This window comes from Streptomyces sp. NPDC059866 (assembly GCF_042731325.1).
GTDB classification, from domain to species: Bacteria; Actinomycetota; Actinomycetes; order Streptomycetales; family Streptomycetaceae; genus Streptomyces; species Streptomyces flavusporus.
Map to the genome: position 1 here is coordinate 97,713 of NZ_JBHWJT010000008.1, position 18,621 is coordinate 116,333.

An 18,621-nucleotide genomic window follows, 5' to 3' on the forward strand; every position below is an offset into this window, starting at 1 on the left:
ACGAAGGTGCGGGAGTGAGGGTGCGTCAGCCGAGCACGGCGAGCGCGTCGATCTCGACGAGGAGCCCGGCGGGCAGACCGACGTAGACCGTCGTGCGCGCGGCGGGCGGCTGGGTCAGGCCCTGCGCCTCGAAGTAGGCGTTGTAGATCTCGTTCATCTCGGCGAAGTGGGCGACGTCCGTGAGGTAGACGCGGATCATCATCACGTCGTCCCAGGAGGCGCCGCCCTCCTCGAGGATCGCCTTGACGTTGGCGAGGGTCTGCAGGGTCTGCTCGCGCAGGGTGGGGCCGGCCGGCGTCGGGGGCTTGCCCTCCTCGGCGGGCAGGAAGCCGACCTGGCCGGCGACCTGAAGGATGTTGCCCTTCTTCACGCCGTGGGAGAACTTCGCGGGCGGGGTGGTGTGGGTCTTGGGGGTGAGGGCGGTCTTCTCGGTCATACGACGTCCTTGGTCGGGGTCCTTCCGGAGTACTCGCCGCTGATCGCGTCCGCGGCGCGGCGGACCAGCGGGAGCAGGGTGAGGAGTTCGTCGGCGGTGACGACGACGTTGGGGGCGGACACCGACATCGCGGCGACGACCCGGCCGTCGGCGCCGCGGATGGGCGCCGCGACGCAGTTGATGGACTCCTCGTGGCCACCGAGGTCGGTGGCCCAGCCCTGTTCGCGCACCTTCGTGAGTTCCTTGAGGAAGGCCCCGGCGTTGGGGGTCGAACGGGCCGTGTACAGGGGGTAGTCGAGCTTCTCCGCGACGGCCCGGCGCTCGTGCTCGGGCAGGTCGGCGAGGAGGAGCTTGGCGACGGCGGCGACCGTGATGGCGACCGGTTTGCCGATCCGGGAGTACATGCGCACCGGGTAGCGGCTCTCCACCTTGTCGATGTAGAGGACCTCGTCCTCCTCGTACACCGCGAGGTGCACGGTGTGTCCGCACTGCTCGTTCAGCCGTACGAGGTGAGGGTGGGCGATCTCGCGGATGTCGAGGTTCTCCATCGCCTCCTGGGCGAGCGCGAAGATGCGGGCGCCGAGGCGGTAGCGCTGGTCGGACTGGCGGTAGACGAAGCCGTGCTCGTGGAGCGTGCGCAGGAGGCGCAGGGCGGTGGACTTGTGCACGCCGAGGCGGTCGGCGACCTGTCCGAGATCGGCGGGTCCCTCGGCGAGCAGCGGCAGGATGCTCAGGGCGCGGTCGACGGTCTGGCTCATGGGGTGCGTACCTCCTCCGGGGCCCGATCAACGGCGTGCGTCCAGCCGGGGCCGAGTCGCAGTCTCCCCCACGCCTCGGCATCGAGGGCGGCAAGGCGGTCGGCGTGGGCGCGGGTGGGGGGTGTGGCGAGGTCGCCGGGGGCGGTGAGGGCGGCGGCGGCCGTGAGGTGACCGTGGCGGAGGCGGTCGCGGACAGGGAGGTCTCGGAGGGTGGCGGACAGGAAGCCGGCGGCGAAAGCATCACCGGCACCGACAGCGGCTGCAACGTCGACATCGAGGGAGGGGACAAAGGTGGCGGTGCCGGTGGCGTCGGCAAGGCCTTCGGTGGCGTGATCAAACGCGGTGGCACCACCCTTTCCCTGCTTGACCACCACTGTCCCCGGCTCAGGCAGCGCCTCCAGGATCGCGCGCCCACCATGAAGCCCCCACGCCTCCCGCGCCTCGTCATCGCCGACGAAGACGATGTCCGCCCTGCGCGCCAGCTCCAGCAGCACAGCAGGGCCGTCGCCGTCGGCGGACCACAGCCCAGGTCGGTAATTGACGTCGAAGGACACCAGCGGGCGGTCCGGACCCGGAGCCGTCAGCTCACGCATCAACTCAAGACAGTCCCCGGACAGCGCTGCCGTGATTCCCGACAGGTGGAGAATCCGCCCCGCCCGCACCGCCGGCATGTCCACGTTGGTCACGGCCATCGCCGACGCCGCCGACCCCGCCCGGTAGTACGCCACCTCGTGACCGTCGCCCGCCCGGTCCCCGGCCGTACGGAAGTACACGCCCGTCGGACGGGCAGGGTCCCGGCGGACGGACGACACGTCGACGCCGTACGCGCCGATCGCCTCGACCAGGTGGTCGCCGAAGCCGTCCGCGCCCACCCTGCTGACCCACCGCGTCGTATGCCCGGCCGCCGCCATCACGCACGCCACATTCGACTCCGCGCCGCCGATGGCGCGGTCGAAGGAGGGGACGTCGGCGAGGCGGCCCGGGCGGGTGGGCAGGAAGGTGACCATGGACTCGCCGAGCGCGACGACGTCCACGACGTCGGGGGCGGTGGTGGGGCCGGTGGCGGTCACGATGGTCGGGACTCCTCGTCGTCTCGCGGGGCGGCGGCTCCGTTGACCCCGCGTTGGCCGAGATGTTAGACAGCGGTAAGCGATATACGCAATGAATGTTGCAATACATGCAACGCACCTGATGAGGGAGGCCCCATGGCCGGAGAAGCGCTCGCCCGCCTCGCCGAGGAACGCGTCGACCACCGCTTCAAGGGCCTTCCGCCGGATGCCGACGGGCTGACGGTCGGCGAGCTGGCCGCCCAGCGCCGCAACCTGTTCACCGACGGCTTCACCACGCCCGTCCTGGCCCTGTCCGCCGAGCACCTGGAGCACAACCTCGCGCTCATGGCGCGGTACGCGAGCCGGCACGGCCTCGCCTTCGCCCCGCACGGCAAGACCTCCATGGCCCCACAGCTCTTCCACCGCCAGGTCGAACGCGGCGCGTGGGGCATCACGCTCGCCGTGCCGCACCAGGTGCGGGTGGCGCGGGCGTTCGGCGTCCGGCGGATCTTCCTCGCGAACGAGCTGGTGGACGCCGCGGCCCTGCGCTGGATCGCCGCGGAACTGGCCGCCGACCCGGACTTCCGTTTCATCTGTTACGTCGACTCCGTGCGCGGTGTGGAGCAGATGGCCGCGGCCCTGCACGGGAGCCCCCGTCCCGTGGACGTCGTGGTCGAGCTGGCCGCCGGCGACGGCGCCCGCACCGGGGCCCGTACGGAGGCGGAGTGCGCGGCGATCGCGGAGGCGGTGGCGGCCGTGCCCGCCCTGCGTCTGGTCGGCGTCGCGGGCTACGAGGGCGAGGTGCCGCAGGCGACCCCGGAGCGGGTGCGCGCCTGGCTGCGCAGGCTGGTGGCGCTGGCCGCGGACTTCGACAAGGCCGGACGGTTCCAGGGCCTGGACGAGATCGTCGTCAGCGCGGGCGGCAGCGCCTGGTTCGACGCGGTGGCCGACGTGTTCGCCGAGGTCCCCGAACTGACCGCCCCCGTACTGAAGTTGCTGCGCTCGGGCGCGTACGTCTCGCACGACGACGGCCACTACCGCAAGCTGACCCCCTTCACCCGCGTCCCGGAGGAGGGCGCCCTGGAGCCCGCGTTCCGCCTGTGGGCGCAGGTCGTCTCCCGCCCCTCCCCCGGGCAGGCCTTCGTCAACGCGGGCAAGCGGGACGCGGCCTACGACCTGGACCTGCCCTTCGCCCAGGTGGTGCGCCGCGACGGTGCCGAGCGCCCGGCGACCGGCATCGAGGTCACCGCCCTGTCCGACCAGCACGCCTGGCTGCGCACCGCGCCGGAGGCGGATCTGGAGGTCGGGGACTGGCTCGGCATGGGCCTGTCCCACCCGTGCACGTCGTTCGACAAGTGGCAGCTGATCCCGGTGGCCGAGGCGGACGGCACGGTCGTCGAGTACATCCGTACGTTCTTCTAGGAGGCCCGGTATGGAAGACCTCGTCATCCGTGACGCGGACGTCGTGGACGGCAGCGGCGCCCCCGCGTACCGCGCCGATGTGGTGGTGAACGACGGCCGGATCGTGTCGATCGTCCAGGAGGCAGCGGCGGCCGGCTGCCAACGCCCCAGCGCCATGAGGGAGTTGGACGCCGAGGGCCTGGTCCTCTCGCCCGGCTTCATCGACATGCACGCACACAGCGACCTCGCTCTCCTGCGCGACCCCGACCACAGCGCGAAGGCCGCGCAGGGCGTCACCCTGGAGGTCATCGGCCAGGACGGACTGTCGTACGCCCCGGTCGACGACCGCACCCTCGCCGAGGTCCGCCGCGCCATCACCGGCTGGAACGGGTACGGCGACGACATCGACGTCGACTGGCGGTCGGTGGGCGAGTACCTGGACCGCCTGGACCGGGGCATCGCCGTGAACGCGGCGTACCTGATCCCGCAGGGGACGGTCCGCGCGCTCGCCGTCGGCTGGGAGGACCGGGAGGCCACGCCGGAAGAGCTGGACCGGATGCGGCAGTTGGTCGCCGAGGGCCTGGAGCAGGGCGCGGTCGGGATGTCGTCCGGGCTCACCTACACGCCCGGCATGTACGCCAAGGATGCCGAACTGACCGAGCTGTGCCGGGTGGTGGCGGCCTACGGCGGTTATTACTGCCCGCATCACCGCTCGTACGGCGCGGGCGCGCTGGAGGCGTACGAGGAGATGGTGGCGCTGGCCCGGGAGGCGGGCTGCCCGCTCCACCTCGCCCACGCCACCATGAACTTCGGCGTGAACAAGGGCCGCGCGCCGGAGCTGCTGTCCCTGCTGGACGACGCGCTCGCCGCCGGGGCGGACATCAGCCTGGACACCTACCCGTACACCCCCGGCTCCACCACCCTGGCGGCGCTGCTGCCGAGCTGGGCGAGCGAGGGCGGCCCTCAGGAGATCCTGCGGCGGCTGGCGGACGAGGAGACCGCCGAGCGGATCCGCTACGACCTGGAGGTGACCGGCGCGGACGGCTGCCACGGCGTGCCCGTCGAGTGGGACACGATCGAGATCTCGGGCGTGAGCGACCCCGCCCTCGGCGCCTACGTCGGCCGTACGGTCGAGGACTCCGCCGCGCTGCGCGGCGAGGCCCCCTGGGTCACCGCCCGCCGTCTGCTGGTCGAGGACCGGCTGGGCCCGACGATCCTCCAGCACGTCGGCCACGAGGAGAACGTGCAGGCGATCATGCGGCACCCGGTGCACACCGGCGGCTCCGACGGCATCCTCCAGGGCGCGAAGCCGCACCCGCGCGCGTACGGCACGTTCCCGCACTACCTCGGCCGGTACGTACGGAAGCTGGGGGTGCTGTCACTGGAGGAGTGCGTGGCCCACCTCACCTCGCGCCCGGCGGCGCGGCTGCGGCTGCCGGACCGCGGGCTGGTCCGCGAGGGGTACCGGGCCGACCTGGTCCTCTTCGACCCGGCGACCGTCGCGGCGGGTTCCACCTTCGAGCAGCCCCGCACTCTCCCGACGGGCATCCCGCATGTGCTGGTCGACGGCCGGTTCGTCATCGAGGACGGCCGGCGCACGGACGTACTGGCGGGGCGGGCGGTCCGCCGCACTCCGGTGTGACCGCCCGCCCGTCACGTTCCTACGGCTTGGGCAGGGTGCAGCCGCTCGCCGAGAGGTCGAGCTTGTTGTCGATGCCGAAGCAGGCGGCGAGCTGGTAGGTCTGCTGGGCGTAGTTGATGCCCTGGCGGACGGTGACGTTGCCGTTCGCGTCGACCTCGCAGGGGTTGTTCATCGTGCAGCGCTCACCGTCCGTGTTGCCGGTGTTGTTGACGGCGACGACGCGGCCGGTGCTCTGGTCGACGACGGGCGAACCCGACGTACCGCCGATGGTGTTGCAGGCGGAGGTGTAACGGACGGAGTCCTTCCAGGTCCAGTCGGCCTCCTTCAGTCCGTACGCGAAGCCGTCTATGGAGCAGTTGTAGATCCGCTTCCAGTAGCCGGAGACGACGCTGATGGCGGTGCCGGCGGTCGGGCGCGTGTCGCTGAGCGTCAGGGGGCTGATGCCGTACGAGCTGCTGATCTGCGCGTAGGTGGTGGTGAGCTGGTAGACCGCCACGTCCGTGTCGGTCATCGTCGAGTAGGCGATCTTGTTGGCGCGCAGGGTCGCGACCCGCGCACCGGAGGAGTTCAGCAGGCCGAAGCTGCGGCTGGAGGCCTGGTCGACGACGACCTCGCCGGGGCCGGGGAAGCCGGACTCCAGGCAGTGGCCGTTGGTCATCACGAGCGCCGGGTCGTTGTCCTCGGAGTCCGGCATGCGGACGACGGAGCCGGAGCAGTTGCTGAGCGAGACGGTGCCGGCGAAGTCGACGGCCTGGGCCGACGGTGCGGTGAGCCGCGACACGCTCGCCGTGGCGGACGTGACCACGTCGTGGACCACGGACGTGATCGTGTCCGTGTCCGTGTCCGCGGCCGTGCTCGAGCCCGTGGGGGTGGGCTCGGCCGCGACCGCGGGGGCCGCGCCGGCCCCGGCCATCGCCAGGGCCGAGAGCGCGACGACGAGAGGTTTTCTCATGTGTGGGGGTCCCCTCTTGCGACGAGGGCGACCGGAAATCTTCCGGTCGCCCGCAGGTTTGTCATGCGCATTGTGATGCCGCGCATGCGAGGGGACAAGGAGATGTTCCTGGCCGGGGACCGTTTCACGCCGGACGTCGCCGGATCTCCACGATCACCGCATGGGATCACCCCAAGAGGGCAGCTAGCGGGGGTCTTTGGTGCCGCCCTGCCCGCGTCCGGGATTGTCCTTCGTCCGGTCCGGGGACGAGGTGGTCGTGACGGGAGCGGAGGTCGTCGTCGCGTCGGCGGTGGGGGACCCGGTCGAGGAGTCCTTCGTCTTCGTCCCGGCCGAGGCGGAGCCGCTCACCGAGGGGGACGGGTCAGCAGACGCCGAGCCGGACGATTTCCCGGTGCCCGACGGGCGGTCTGCCCGCGCCGCGTCCGGCGCCGAGGCCCCGCCCGATTCCGTGGGCACCGCGGACTCCCCGGTCGTGGACCCCGTGCGGTCGTCCTTGTCCTGGGCCCCCCCGGACGGCGAACCCGAGAAGGAGAACCCGGCGATCAGCGCGGCCGCCGAGACGGCACCCACCGCTCCCGCGGCCACCGCCACGCGGCGGTTCCGCCAGGCCGACGGCTTCCGCCGGGACCGGCGTCCGCCGCGCGAAGCCCCCTCGCCCACTTTCGGCAGCTCCGCCGTCTCGTCGTACGTGTTCTGCCAGCCGTGAGCCGTGGCCGGGTCCGCGTACTCCTCGTACGCCGGAACGGCGTCGGCCTGCGGGTGATACACGTTCGGGGGACCCTGGGGCTCCCCGCCCCCCGGGCTCCCGCCGTGGGCGTCGTACGCGCCAGTGGCATTGTTCGCGGCATTCACGCTGTTCGTCCGTCTTCGAACCGAGGCGACCTGGACATGACCGCGCATTGTAGAGGCTGAAGTGACTCCTGGGACAGCGTGCGCCCATATCCACCCAAACGGTCGCGTCTCATGTGGCGGAAAGCACGACCCGCGTTGCGTTACCCCGCCGTAAGCTCCCTGACATGCAGGTGATCCAGTCGACCAAGCTCGCCAACGTCTGTTACGAGATCCGGGGCCCGGTACTCGAGGAGGCGATGCGGCTCGAGGCGGCCGGACACCGCATTCTCAAGCTGAACACCGGCAACCCGGCGGCCTTCGGCTTCGAGTGCCCGCCGGAGATCCTGGAGGACATCCTCCGCAATGTCTCCACGGCCCACGGCTACGGCGACGCCAAGGGCCTGCTGGCCGCACGCCGGGCCGTCGTCATGCACAACCAGACCCTCGGCATCGAGACGGACGTCGAGCACGTCTTCATCGGCAACGGCGTCTCCGAACTGATCACCATGGCGATGCAGGGCCTGCTGGACGACGGGGACGAGGTCCTCGTACCGGCCCCGGACTACCCGCTGTGGACGGCCGCCGTCTCCCTGTCCGGCGGTACGGCCGTGCACTACCGATGCGACGAGCAGTCCGACTGGATGCCGGACCTCGCCGACGTCGAGCGCAAGGTCACCGACCGCACCAAGGCGCTCGTCATCATCAACCCGAACAACCCGACCGGCGCGGTCTACGACGAGGCCGTGCTCAAGGGCCTGACGGACATCGCCCGCCGGCACAACCTGCTGGTCTGCTCGGACGAGATCTACGACAAGATCCTCTACGACGGCGCCACGCACACCCCCACCGCGGCGGTCGCCCCCGACCTGCTCACCCTCACCTTCAACGGCATGTCGAAGGCGTACCGGGTGGCCGGCTACCGGGTGGGCTGGATGTCGATCTCCGGCCCGCGCGCCCACGCCGACTCCTACATCGAGGGCCTGACGATCCTGGCGAACATGCGCCTGTGCGCGAACATGCCGGGCCAGCACGGGGTCGTCGCCGCGCTGAGCGGACGCCAGTCGGTCAACGACCTCGTCCTGCCGGGCGGGCGCCTGCGCGAGCAGATGGACGTGGCCTACGAGATGCTGACGCAGATCCCCGGCGTCACCTGCGTCCGCCCCAAGGGGGCGCTGTATCTCTTCCCGCGCCTCGACCCCAAGGTCTTCAAGATCAAGGACGACCGCCGGATGGTCCTGGACCTGCTGCGCCGGGAGAAGATCATGGTCGTCCACGGCACGGGCTTCAACTGGCCGGAACCGGACCACTTCCGGGTCGTGACGCTCCCGACGGTCGTTGATCTACGGGACGCGGTCGGCAGGATCGGCACGTTCCTGGACGGCTACAGCCAGCACTGACGCTCACGCTGCGTGGACAGCCGGCTCACTTTTGTGAACGACTCAACTTTAGACGAAATCCAAGCTAGGATGTCTTCTGTCGAACACAGGAGGCCATCCCATGTACGAGCCGATCCGCACCAAGTCGGTCCACACGACGATGGCCGGCAGCACCACCGACTTCCCCCACCGCTCCCGTGAGGAAGAGCTGGACATCCAGCTCGCGGGCCATCTCGCGGCACTGCTCGCCGTCACCGACGAGCTGCGCGCGCTGGCCCCGTCCGCCGACCTGGACACCGCGGCCACCCGGCTCGCCGACCAGGTGGCCCGGCTGCGGGGAGGAGCCGCGCCGGCCCGCACGTCGGTGACCGCGACCACCGCCGAGCCGCATCTCGCCGCCCTGCACCGACGCGCCCACACCCTCGCGGGCCGCGCCCTGGTCGTCGCGGCGTCCCGCGCGGACACGGCGGCGGCGATTCTCACGGCGGAACGCATGGACGCGCATGCCGCTGCGCTGGAGCCCCGCGAGGTCGCGTCCCGCTGAGCCCTCCGGGCTCCCCGACGGTCCCGGTTCGCCGTAGGGCGGTTTGTGGGTGGGCGGCTTCCGGTTGTTTGTGGTTGATCGCGCCCACGGTGGGGGTCCCCCGCTCGAGCGAAGCCGAGAGTGGGGGAGGAGCCGCATATTGATTGCAGCCCCGCACCCCTTAGGGCGTTGCGCTGCCGGGACCGGTAAGTCACCGGTCGTTCACCCGTCTCGCCCGGGAACGTTGGGTTCCGGGAGCACGCTCCCGGCGTGAGACGTATCGCAGGTATCGTCCTCGCGGTTGTGCTGATCGGCGGAGTGGTGGCAGCCGTCGTAGCGGGCCGGGACAACGGGGACCAGGGCACGGCAACGAAGACCGTGCGCGCAGTGATCGGGTCGGAGAAGGCCGAGTTCTTCGCCGACCCGAAGGTGGTGGACGCCCTGGCCGCCAAGGGCTACACCGTGGAGACGGAGACGTCCGGCTCGTGGGCCATGGAGGGGCTGGACCTGAAGGGCTACGACCTCGCCTTTCCGTCCAGCAAGGCGCCGTCGGACGCGCTCGCCGAGAAGTACGGCGTCCAGCAGCCGCTGCCGCGGCCCTTCTACTCGCCGCTCGTCGTCGTCGCGCATCGGGGCGCCGCCGAGGTGCTGGCCGCCAACCGTCTCGTCACCCTCGACAAGAACCACGGCACCCTCGACATGGGCGCCTACCTCGACGCCGCCCGTGACGACCGCACCTGGCAGCAGCTCAAGGGGGCGGAGAAGTACGGGGAGTTGACCGGCACTCTCTACATCACCAGCACCGACCCCGTGACCTCCAACTCCGGTGCCCTCTACCTCGCCGCCGCCTCCTACGTCGACAACGACGGCCGGGTCGTCGCGAGCGACGCCGACGTCGAGCGGACCGCCCCCCTGCTGCGCAAGCTGGTCACCGTCCAGGGCGCCCAGCAGTCCAGCTCGGACGGCGCGTTCCGGGACTTCATCAGCGGCGCCGGCAACCCGCTCGTCCTCGTCTACGAGTCCCAGGTCGCCGCACTGCTCACGCAGGGCCAGGGCGTGGACGACCTCACCGTCCTCTACCCGGACACCACCACGACCAGCGACCACACCGTCGTACCCCTCACCGAGGAGGGCCGCGAGGTCGGCGAACTCCTCTCCTCCGACCCGGAGTTGCGCAAGCTGGCCGTCCGGCACGGGTTCCGTCCGCAGGGCGCCACCGGCGAGTTCACGTCGGCCACCGCCGGCCACACCGACTACCTCAACCAGAAGCTGACCGGCGTACGGCAGGCGCCCGTGCCCACCTCCGCGGTGCTGCACGAGATGGCGCGCCGGGCGCGCGGATAGGGGGATCAGCAGATGACCGACTACGGCAGCAGCACCAGCCAGAACACCAGCCCCAGTCACGACGACACCTTCACCCTCATCCCGCCCGAGCCCGTCGCCCGGGTCCCGCGGGAGAAGGCCGGCGGGCTCGTGCCCGTCGACGACGGTGTCCGCGACGACATGGCCCGCAAGGCCTCCGACTACGTCGCCGGACTCGCCGCCCTCGACGCCCGCTCGCCCGAGTTCGCCGGCAAGGTCGGCGAGATCACCGCCCTCGGCGCCGGTGAGATGCGCACCGCGGCCGCGCAGTCCAACCGCATGCTGGAGCGGACCGTGCGGAGTCTGCCGTCCAAGGGCGGGGACGCGCAGTCGCAGGTGGCGGGGTCGCTCGTCGAACTGCGCAGGGTCGTGGAGGATCTGGATCCGCGTGATCTGCCCGCCGCCAAGGGGCGGAAGTTCCTGTCCCGGCTGCCGGGCGGCAACAAGCTGCGCGATCACGTCGCCAAGTACGCCTCCGCACAGGGCACCCTGAACAAGATCGTCGGCTCCCTGCGCGGCGGGCAGGACGAACTGCGCCGGGACAACGCCGCGTTGCAGACCGAGCGGGTGCGGCTGTGGGAGACCATGGGCAAGCTCCAGGAGTACGTCGTCCTCACCGAGGCCCTGGACACGGCGGTCGAGCAGCACATCGCCGGTGTCGGGACGGGCGACCCGCAGGCCGCCGACTCGCTGCGCGCGGACGTCCTCTTCCCCGTCCGGCAGAAGCACCAGGACCTGCTCACCCAACTCGCGGTGTGCGCACAGGGCTACCTCGCCATGGACGTCGTACGCCGCAACAACGACGAGCTGATCAAGGGCGTCGACCGGGCGGCCACGACCACGGTCTCGGCGCTGCGTATCTCCGTCATGCTCGCCTCCGCCCTCGACAACCAGAAGAAGGTCGTCGACCAGGTCAACGCACTGCGGGGCACGACGGAGGACCTGATCCGGGGCAATGCCGAGATGCTCGCCACGCAGTCCGGCGAGATCCAGCGCATCGCCGCCGACCCGGCGGTCGGCGCGGAGACGCTGCGCTCGGCTTTTCAGCAGATCTATCGCACGTTGGACGCCATCGACACGTACAAGGTCCAGGCCACCGAAGCGATGGCCACGACCGTCGAGTCGCTGACCGCCGAACTCCAGCACGCCTCCGCCTACCTGGACCGCAGCCGCTCGCAGAGCGCCCTGGAAGGGGGCCTGGCATGAGACGCCCGCTCGCCCTCGCCGTCGCGGCGCTGGCCCTGCTGACGGCCTGCACGACGGGCCAGGACGACGGGCCGGACGAGGACACCCAGGCCTACCGGCCCGGCACCCTGCGCGTCCTCGCCTCCAGCGAGCTCAGCGACATGACGGACGTCCTGGACCGGGTCCGTGAGGAGACCGGCATCACCGTCCGGCCCACCTACATGGGCACCCTCGACGCCGTCGACCTGCTCGCGCGGGGCAGGGCGGACGGGGCGTACGACGCGGTGTGGCTGTCCTCCAACGACTACCTGCGGCTGCGCCCGGAAGCGGCGAAGAAGGTCGTGTCGGAGACACCGGTCATGTCGAGCCCGGTCGCGATCGGCGTCAAGCCGGCCACCGTCAAGGCCCTCGGCTGGCAGCCGGAGGACGTCACCTGGTCCGATGTCGAGCAGGCCGTGCGCGACGGCGGCCTCACCTACGGCATGACCGACCCGGCCCGCTCCAACTCCGGCTTCTCCGCCCTCGTCTCCGTCGCCTCCGCCCTCTCCGGCGCCCAGTCCGCGCTCACGGACGCGGACGTGCAGAAGGCGACTCCCCGTCTGAAGGAGTTCTTCCGGGGGCAGCAGCTGACGTCGGGGTCGTCGGGCTGGCTGGCGAGCGCGTACGAGCGGCGCGGCACTGTCGACGCGCTGCTCAACTACGAGTCGGTCCTGAAGGGCATCCCCGGTCTGACGGTGATCCGCCCCACCGACGGTGTCGTCACCGCGGACTACCCGCTCTCGTCCCTCGCCTCCGCGGGTGCCCCGGCCCGCGAGGACGTCCGCCGGCTGACCGAGTCCCTGCGCTCCCCGGAGATCCAGCGCGCGATCACCGACGGCACGCACCGCCGCCCGGTCGTCGCCTCCGTGCAGCCCGCGACCGGCCTGGACACCACCCGTCGGCGCGAGCTGCCCTTCCCGGGCAGCCGGTCCGTCGCCGACGGGCTGCTCGACTCGTACCAGAACGAGCTGCGCCGCCCGTCCCGCACGGTGTACGTGCTGGACACCTCGGGCTCGATGGAGGGCGACCGGCTGGCCGGGCTGAAGAAGGCGCTGACCGGCCTGACCGGCGACTTCCGGGAGCGGGAGGAGGTGACGCTGATGCCGTTCGGGTCGGATGTGAAGAGCGTACGGACCCATGTCGTGGACCCGGAGGATCCGAAGACCGGGCTCGACGGGATCCGGCGGGACACCGAGGCGTTGACGGCCGAGGGCGACACCGCGATCTACACCTCGCTGGAGAAGGCGTACGAGCAGCTGAGGGCGGACCGTGACACGTTCACGTCGATCGTGCTGATGACGGACGGGGAGAACACGACCGGTGCGACCGCCGGCGACTTCGAGGACTTCCACGGTGCGCTCACCGGCGGCCAGAAGGACATCCCCGTCTTCCCCATCCTGTTCGGCGACTCCGACCGTTCCGAGCTGGAGCACATCGCCGAACTGACCGGCGGCCGCCTCTTCGACGCCCAGCAGGGCTCGCTGGACGGCGCCTTCGAGGAGATCCGTGGCTACCAGTAAGGCAGTGGCGTACCTGGAGTCCCGCAAGAACATCGCCGGGAGCGCGTGCGGGCTGGTCGGCCTCGTGCTGACCTTCGCGGGGGTGGCGGGCCCGTACTGGGCCGTCGTGGTCGCGGGACTGTACGGCGCGGGCGCGCTGATCGCTCCGCCGGAGCGGCCCGTGCTGCCCGACTTCCCGGATCCGTCGGCCCAACTCGACGAGCTGCGGGGCGACTTCGAGAAGCTGCGCGGTTATCTGACGGACGTCGAGCTGTCGGTCACGGCCGCCGCGCGACTGCGGGAACTCACCGAGCTGCTGGCCGCGTTGCTCGACCGCGGCTGGGTGGCCGAGCTGCTCGCGCACGACCCGGAGGGCGTGCATGTGCTCTCCCGTATCGTGCGGCGCGATCTTCCCGAGGCCGTCGACAGCTTCGTACGGACGCGCTGGTGGACGCGGATGGCGCCGGGGACCGAGTCCCCCGAGCTGCATCTGGAGCGTCAGCTCGGTCTGCTGAAGAAGGACGCCGAGCGGCTGGCGGCGGGCCTGCGCGAGGTGGAGGCCCGCCGCCAGGAGTCCCACACCCGGTATCTGGAGGACCGGGGCGGGACCGGTAGCGGCTTTACCGCCTGACGTACACCGTCGCCGAGGCGGACGACGCGGTGTGCAGGTCGTCGCCCGGCCAGCTGACCGTGTAGGTGACGTCGCCCCGGGTGCGCGGCAGGTCGTTGATCGTGAAGGTGCCGTCGGCGGCGACTGTCACCGACGACAGGGTGCCGGTGCCGAGCCGGTCGGTCCGGGTGACCTTGAGGACCGCCCGCTCGGGCAGCGCCTTGCCCTGCGCGGTGAAGGTGCCGGTGATCTCGACGCCCGTGCTCAGCGAGCCCTCCTCGGGCGCGGTGAGCGCGATCGAGGTGGGCGCCTTGCCGACGGACACCGTGGTGGTGATGTCCTCGGCGGGGCGGTGGGTCAGGTCGCCGAGGAAGGAGACGGTGTACGTGGCGTCGCCGACGAGGTCGGGCTCGTCGAGGACGGTGAAGGTGCCGTCGTCCTTGACGGTGAAGGTGCCCAGCTCGTGGGTACCGCCCGCGTCGGTCCGGGTCGCCTTGACCTTCAGGGGCTCGGCGGGCGCCGGGCCGTCCTGCTCCAGCTTGCCGCGCACCGCGAGCGGTTCGCCCGCGACGGCCTGGGCGGGGCTGTGGGTGAGGCCGCCGGTGAAGCGGGCGCCGTACTGGACGGCCGGGGGCTGGATGATGTGCAGCCAGTACTGGTTGCCGGCCGCGTTGGTGGTCACCGCGAACAGGCGGGAGCCGTCGGCGGACCACTCCATGCCGCGCGGCGCGACCCGGTCGCCGTCCTGGCTGCCCTCGAAGACGAACTCCAGCGGGGCGGTGGAGTCGGTCGGGTCGGCGGGCTGCACCAGCAGGTCGGGGGTGGCGCCGGTGGCCGAAGCGCCGCGCGCGAGGTACTTGCCGTCACCGCTGAAGGCGACCGAGCTGGCGGTGGCGCCGGCAGGGAGGGCCTGGTAGCCGGTGGACGCGTCCGACAGGTCGCTGGAGTTGAGCAACCGGGTGCCGGCGGTGGCGTCGGCAAGGGCGACCTTCGCGCCGTCCGGGGAGACGGCGATGTCCTTGAGGTTCAGGGCGCCCTTGCCGTCGGCGTCGGCGAACCGGCGGGTGGCGTTCCGTACGGGAGTCTCGCCGCTGCCGTCGAAGACGCTGACGAACGGGTTGGCCGCCGAGGAGTTGAGCGCCTGGCCCATCACGAAGGTGTCGTTCGGGCCGCCCTCCAGCAGGAGCTTGCCGGCGTCGTTCCAACCGGTGCGCTGCCAGCCGCCGTTGGCGACCGTGTCCAGGTGGGAGGTCCACGTGGCGCACTGGGAGAGGTAGTCGGTGTACTGCGAGGTGTAGTACGGCTTGCCGCCCGCGACGGCGACCTCGCGCCCGCACTGGTCGGTGTTGACGCCGGTCGCGCTCTTGAGTGCGAGTGTGGTGGTGTCGTAGGCGAAGAGCCGGTAGCGCTCGCCGACGAAGAGGGTGCTCGCGTCGGCGCTGAGCGCCAGGCCGGAGACGTGGTACGTGGTGCTGATGGTGGAGATGCGCTCGCCCTGGAAGGTGTAGACGGCGATCTGCCCGTAGTTGGAACTGGAGCCCACGGCGGCGTCGGCGAGGAAGACCCGCTGGTGGACGTTGTCGACGGCCAGCGCCGAGTACGAGGTGAACGGCAGCTTGGCCACGCTGTCGGACGCGGCGGCGTGCGCCGCGGGCGCGGCGGCCACGGTGAGTCCGGTCCCGGCGAGTGCGGCGGCGAGGACGGTGGCCGCGAGACGTCTGGGACGGTGTGCAGTATTCAACTGTGCCCCCCACAGGCTGTGTTGGGTGCCCACTGGGATGAGTGGTGCACCTGTGTTGAATATGAAACAGCCGTGAAGATCCTTGGATCAAGGGGGCGCACCCGGCGACATACGGCGGCATACAGGCGAGGGCCTGTCGCCGCGCGCTTCCGTCGGGGCGGACGGGAACGCGGCGACAGGCCCGGAGCCCCGCACGCCGTTGTACGGAACCTCGCCGGTCTGTGGTGCGGTCACCGCGGCCGGCCGTGACGATGTTGCTGGTCAGGGCACACTCGGAGCCGGCCGCGGCGTCATGGGGGCTGTCTCAGCCCAGGCGCTGCACCAGGGCGTGGTACTCGTCCCACAGCTCCTTGGGCGTGTGGTCGCCGAAGGTGTTGAGGTGCTCGGGGATCAGGGCGGCCTCCTCGCGCCAGACCTCCTTGTCGACGGTGAGCAGGAAGTCGAGCTCCTCGTCGGCCAGTTCGAGGCCGTCTGTGTCGAGGGCCTCCTTGGCCGGCAGGACGCCGATCGGGGTCTCGACGCCCTCGGCCTTGCCCTCCAGGCGCTCGACGATCCACTTCAGGACGCGGCTGTTCTCACCGAAGCCGGGCCAGACGAACTTGCCCTCGTCGTTCTTGCGGAACCAGTTGACGTAGTAGATCTTCGGCAGCTTGGCCGGGTCGGCCGACTTGCCGACCTTGACCCAGTGGGCCATGTAGTCGCCCATGTTGTAGCCGCAGAACGGCAGCATCGCGAACGGGTCGCGGCGCAGCTCGCCGACCTTGCCCTCGGCGGCGGCGGTCTTCTCGCTCGCCACGTTGGCACCGAGGAAGACGCCGTGGTTCCAGTCGAAGGACTCCGTCACCAGCGGTACGGCGGTGGCGCGCCGCCCGCCGAAGAGGATCGCGGAGATCGGCACGCCCTTGGGGTCCTCCCACTCGGGCGCGATGATCGGGCACTGCGCGGCGGGCACGGTGAAGCGGGCGTTGGGGTGGGCGGCCGGGGTCTCGGACTCGGGCGTCCAGTCGTTGCCCTTCCAGTCGGTGAGGTGGGCCGGGGTCTCCTCCGTCATGCCCTCCCACCAGATGTCGTTGTCGTCCGTCAGCGCGACGTTCGTGAAGACGGAGTTGCCCCACAGCGTCTTCATCGCGTTGGCGTTGGTGTGCTCACCGGTGCCGGGCGCGACGCCGAAGAAGCCGGCCTCGGGGTTGATGGCGTACAGCCGGCCGTCCTCGCCGAAGCGCATCCACGCGATGTCGTCGCCGATCGTCTCGACGGTCCAGCCGGAGACGGTGGGCTCCAGCATGGCGAGGTTGGTCTTGCCGCAGGCGCTCGGGAAGGCGGCGGCGACGTACTTCGACTCACCCTGCGGCGGGGTCAGCTTGAGGATCAGCATGTGCTCGGCGAGCCAGCCCTCGTCGCGGGCCATGACGGAGGCGATACGCAGGGCGTAGCACTTCTTGCCGAGCAGGGCGTTGCCGCCGTAGCCGGAGCCGTAGGACCAGATCTCGCGGGTCTCCGGGAAGTGGGAGATGTACTTGGTGCTGTTGCAGGGCCAGGGGACGTCCTGCTGGCCGGGCTCCAGCGGGGCGCCGAGCGAGTGCACGGCTCGCACGAAGAAGCCCTCGGAGCCGAGCTCGTCCAGCACGGGCTGGCCCATGCGGGTCATGGTGCGCATGGAGACGGCGACGTACGCGGAGTCGGTGATCTCCACGCCGATCGCGGACAGGGGCGATCCGAGCGGGCCCATGCAGAACGGCACGACGTACATGGTCCGGCCCCGCATCGAGCCGCGGAACAGGCCCTTCTCGCCCTGGAAGATCTCCCGCATCTCGGCAGGGGCCTTCCAGTGGTTGGTCGGGCCGGCGTCCTGCTCCTTCTCGGAGCAGATGAAGGTGCGGTCCTCGACGCGGGCGACGTCCGTCGGGTCGGAGGCCGCGTAGTAGGAGTTCGGGCGCTTGATCGGGTCGAGTTTCCGGAAGGTGCCCTTCTGGACGAGCTCCTCGCACAGTCGCTCGTACTCGGATTCGGATCCGTCACACCAGACCACGTTGTCCGGCTGCGTCAGTTCGGCGATCTCGTTCACCCAGGAGATCAGTTCCTGGTGGTTGGTCGGGATGACGGGGGTAGCCGATATGTCGCGCGCCACGGTTGCTCCTAAATGAGGGTTTTTTGTCCTTGTGCCCCGTGGGGGCTGCGACCCGGATGCTGCGCAGTATCGATCGCTACGCGCTCATCCGGTGCCGACTGCACTCATTTGATCATCCGAGGTGAGTGCGCATTTGTCCAGAGGACCGCCCACCTGAGCGGCGTGACCCGGCCCACGCACCTGGGCGTTTCTCTCCGTTTCTTTACGTGCACGTTGAGTTCGGATGACCGCCCCTTGGGGTGGAAGGGGTCGCCGGGACCCCCAACCTCCGTGAGATGATGGCCACTCCAGTCGCCGCACTGATCCGTAACTTACGGTTCCGTAGGTACGATGCCCCGCATGACTGCGCCCGCCTCCGACGCGCCGAGGGACACGCCGGTCGCCGACCGGGTATCCAGCGCGCTCTCCCTGCCGCACCCGATCAAACCCAAGCTCCGCGGCTGGCTGCACCTCGGGATGTTCCCTGCGGTGCTCGTCGCGGGCCTGGTCCTCACCGCCCTCGCGGACTCCCCACGCGGCCGCCTCGCCTGCGGGATCTACGCGCTGACGGCATGCCTGCTGTTCGGCGTGAGCGCGCTGTACCACCGGGGCGACTGGAGTCCGCGCATGGACGGCGTACTGCGCCGCCTGGACCACTCGAACATCTTCCTGATCATCGCCGGCACCTACACGCCGCTGACCCTGCTGCTCCTGCCGGGCGCGAAGGGGCAGTGGCTGCTGTGGGGCATCTGGGCCGCCGCAGCGGCCGGCATCCTCTTCCGCGTCTTCTGGGTGGGCGCCCCGCGCTGGCTCTACACGCCCTGCTACATCGCCATGGGCTGGGCGGCCGTCTTCTTCCTGCCCGACTTCATGCGCACCGGCGGTATCGCCGTCCTCGTGCTGGTGATCGTCGGCGGTCTCCTGTACAGCGCGGGCGGGGTGGTCTACGGCTTCAAGCGCCCCAACCCCTCACCGCGCTGGTTCGGCTTCCACGAGGTGTTCCACTCGTTCACGCTGGCGGCGTTCGTCGTCCACTACGTGGGAATCTCCCTGGTGGCGTACCAGCACGCGTAGGGCTCCCACCTCCTTCAGGGCCACGGCTTGCGAGCC

16 protein-coding genes are annotated in these 18,621 nt (G+C 70.7%); 10 read left to right on the forward strand and 6 right to left on the reverse strand.

Annotated features, from left to right (window positions below):
- Positions 1-25 precede the first annotated feature (25 nt).
- The 3 genes from ACFV7R_RS14420 to ACFV7R_RS14430 are packed head-to-tail and all read right to left on the reverse strand — an operon-like array spanning position 26 to position 2,264.
- On the reverse strand, positions 26-436 hold the full coding sequence (locus ACFV7R_RS14420; protein WP_385263507.1) for a RidA family protein: 411 nt from the start codon (positions 434-436) through the stop codon (positions 26-28).
- A complete protein-coding gene (locus ACFV7R_RS14425; protein WP_385263509.1) occupies positions 433-1,194 on the reverse strand; it encodes an IclR family transcriptional regulator in 762 nt (253 codons plus the stop codon). Before ACFV7R_RS14425 ends, ACFV7R_RS14420 begins: the two co-directional genes overlap by 4 nt.
- Entirely contained in the window at positions 1,191-2,264 is a 1,074-nt protein-coding gene (locus ACFV7R_RS14430; RefSeq protein ID WP_385263511.1) for a sugar kinase, read from the reverse strand. The genes ACFV7R_RS14425 and ACFV7R_RS14430 overlap by 4 nt, the downstream gene beginning before the upstream one ends.
- Before the next feature lie 135 nt (positions 2,265-2,399).
- On the opposite strand from ACFV7R_RS14430, the gene ACFV7R_RS14435 reads away from it, so the two are divergent.
- Positions 2,400-3,665, forward strand: a complete 1,266-nt coding sequence (locus ACFV7R_RS14435; protein ID WP_385263512.1) for an amino acid deaminase — start codon at positions 2,400-2,402, stop codon at positions 3,663-3,665.
- Between the two features lie 10 nt (positions 3,666-3,675).
- The gene (locus tag ACFV7R_RS14440; protein WP_385263514.1) at positions 3,676-5,286 is read left to right on the forward strand and encodes an amidohydrolase family protein; all 1,611 of its coding nucleotides are present in this window, start codon (positions 3,676-3,678) and stop codon (positions 5,284-5,286) included.
- Positions 5,287-5,305: 19 nt separating this feature from the next.
- Here ACFV7R_RS14440 and ACFV7R_RS14445 read toward each other — a convergent pair whose 3' ends face one another.
- Positions 5,306-6,238, reverse strand: a complete 933-nt coding sequence (locus ACFV7R_RS14445; protein WP_385263516.1) for a serine protease — start codon at positions 6,236-6,238, stop codon at positions 5,306-5,308.
- Between the two features lie 256 nt (positions 6,239-6,494).
- On the opposite strand from ACFV7R_RS14445, the gene ACFV7R_RS14450 reads away from it, so the two are divergent.
- The 7 genes from ACFV7R_RS14450 to ACFV7R_RS14480 all read left to right on the forward strand — a co-directional run bounded on the left by ACFV7R_RS14450 (position 6,495) and on the right by ACFV7R_RS14480 (position 13,684).
- Positions 6,495-6,944, forward strand: coding sequence for a hypothetical protein (locus ACFV7R_RS14450; protein WP_385263517.1), 450 nt, complete (start codon positions 6,495-6,497; stop codon positions 6,942-6,944).
- A 310-nt stretch (positions 6,945-7,254) separates the two neighbouring features.
- Positions 7,255-8,466, forward strand: coding sequence for a pyridoxal phosphate-dependent aminotransferase (locus ACFV7R_RS14455; RefSeq protein ID WP_385263519.1), 1,212 nt, complete (start codon positions 7,255-7,257; stop codon positions 8,464-8,466).
- Positions 8,467-8,566: 100 nt separating this feature from the next.
- Positions 8,567-8,989 carry a hypothetical protein gene (locus ACFV7R_RS14460; RefSeq protein WP_385263520.1) on the forward strand — a complete coding sequence of 141 codons (423 nt, stop codon included), beginning with the start codon at positions 8,567-8,569 and terminating at the stop codon, positions 8,987-8,989.
- 249 nt (positions 8,990-9,238) lie between these two features.
- On the forward strand, positions 9,239-10,312 hold the full coding sequence (locus ACFV7R_RS14465) for a hypothetical protein (protein ID WP_385263521.1): 1,074 nt from the start codon (positions 9,239-9,241) through the stop codon (positions 10,310-10,312).
- Between the two features lie 12 nt (positions 10,313-10,324).
- A complete protein-coding gene (locus ACFV7R_RS14470; RefSeq protein WP_385263523.1) occupies positions 10,325-11,536 on the forward strand; it encodes a toxic anion resistance protein in 1,212 nt (403 codons plus the stop codon).
- On the forward strand, positions 11,533-13,074 hold the full coding sequence (locus tag ACFV7R_RS14475; protein ID WP_385263525.1) for a substrate-binding domain-containing protein: 1,542 nt from the start codon (positions 11,533-11,535) through the stop codon (positions 13,072-13,074). The genes ACFV7R_RS14470 and ACFV7R_RS14475 overlap by 4 nt, the downstream gene beginning before the upstream one ends.
- Positions 13,061-13,684, forward strand: coding sequence for a hypothetical protein (locus ACFV7R_RS14480; protein ID WP_385263527.1), 624 nt, complete (start codon positions 13,061-13,063; stop codon positions 13,682-13,684). Before ACFV7R_RS14475 ends, ACFV7R_RS14480 begins: the two co-directional genes overlap by 14 nt.
- Here the strand turns inward: ACFV7R_RS14480 and ACFV7R_RS14485 are convergent.
- A complete protein-coding gene (locus ACFV7R_RS14485; protein ID WP_385263529.1) occupies positions 13,674-15,404 on the reverse strand; it encodes an Ig-like domain repeat protein in 1,731 nt (576 codons plus the stop codon). The two genes, ACFV7R_RS14480 and ACFV7R_RS14485, sit on opposite strands and share 11 nt — an antisense overlap.
- Positions 15,405-15,708: 304 nt before the next feature.
- Positions 15,709-17,532, reverse strand: coding sequence for a phosphoenolpyruvate carboxykinase (GTP) (locus tag ACFV7R_RS14490; RefSeq protein ID WP_385263530.1), 1,824 nt, complete (start codon positions 17,530-17,532; stop codon positions 15,709-15,711).
- A gap of 339 nt (positions 17,533-17,871) precedes the next feature.
- Between ACFV7R_RS14490 and ACFV7R_RS14495 the strand changes: the two genes are divergently transcribed.
- Positions 17,872-18,585 (forward strand): hemolysin III family protein, encoded by a 714-nt coding sequence (locus ACFV7R_RS14495; protein WP_385263532.1) that lies wholly within the window; start codon positions 17,872-17,874, stop codon positions 18,583-18,585.
- Positions 18,586-18,621 lie beyond the last annotated feature (36 nt).

What these genes read in the sequence shown, in the direction of transcription:
- ACFV7R_RS14435 (WP_385263512.1), top strand. Translation starts at nt 2,400, where the DNA reads ATGGCCGGAGAAGCGCTCGCCCGCCTCGCCGAGGAACGCGTCGACCAC.
- ACFV7R_RS14440 (WP_385263514.1), top strand. Translation starts at nt 3,676, where the DNA reads ATGGAAGACCTCGTCATCCGTGACGCGGACGTCGTGGACGGCAGCGGC.
- ACFV7R_RS14495 (WP_385263532.1), top strand. Translation starts at nt 17,872, where the DNA reads ATGACTGCGCCCGCCTCCGACGCGCCGAGGGACACGCCGGTCGCCGAC.
- ACFV7R_RS14445 (WP_385263516.1), bottom strand. Translation starts at nt 6,238, where the DNA reads ATGAGAAAACCTCTCGTCGTCGCGCTCTCGGCCCTGGCGATGGCCGGG.
- ACFV7R_RS14475 (WP_385263525.1), top strand. Translation starts at nt 11,533, where the DNA reads ATGAGACGCCCGCTCGCCCTCGCCGTCGCGGCGCTGGCCCTGCTGACG.
- ACFV7R_RS14425 (WP_385263509.1), bottom strand. Translation starts at nt 1,194, where the DNA reads ATGAGCCAGACCGTCGACCGCGCCCTGAGCATCCTGCCGCTGCTCGCC.
- ACFV7R_RS14420 (WP_385263507.1), bottom strand. Translation starts at nt 436, where the DNA reads ATGACCGAGAAGACCGCCCTCACCCCCAAGACCCACACCACCCCGCCC.
- ACFV7R_RS14470 (WP_385263523.1), top strand. Translation starts at nt 10,325, where the DNA reads ATGACCGACTACGGCAGCAGCACCAGCCAGAACACCAGCCCCAGTCAC.
- ACFV7R_RS14455 (WP_385263519.1), top strand. Translation starts at nt 7,255, where the DNA reads ATGCAGGTGATCCAGTCGACCAAGCTCGCCAACGTCTGTTACGAGATC.
- ACFV7R_RS14460 (WP_385263520.1), top strand. Translation starts at nt 8,567, where the DNA reads ATGTACGAGCCGATCCGCACCAAGTCGGTCCACACGACGATGGCCGGC.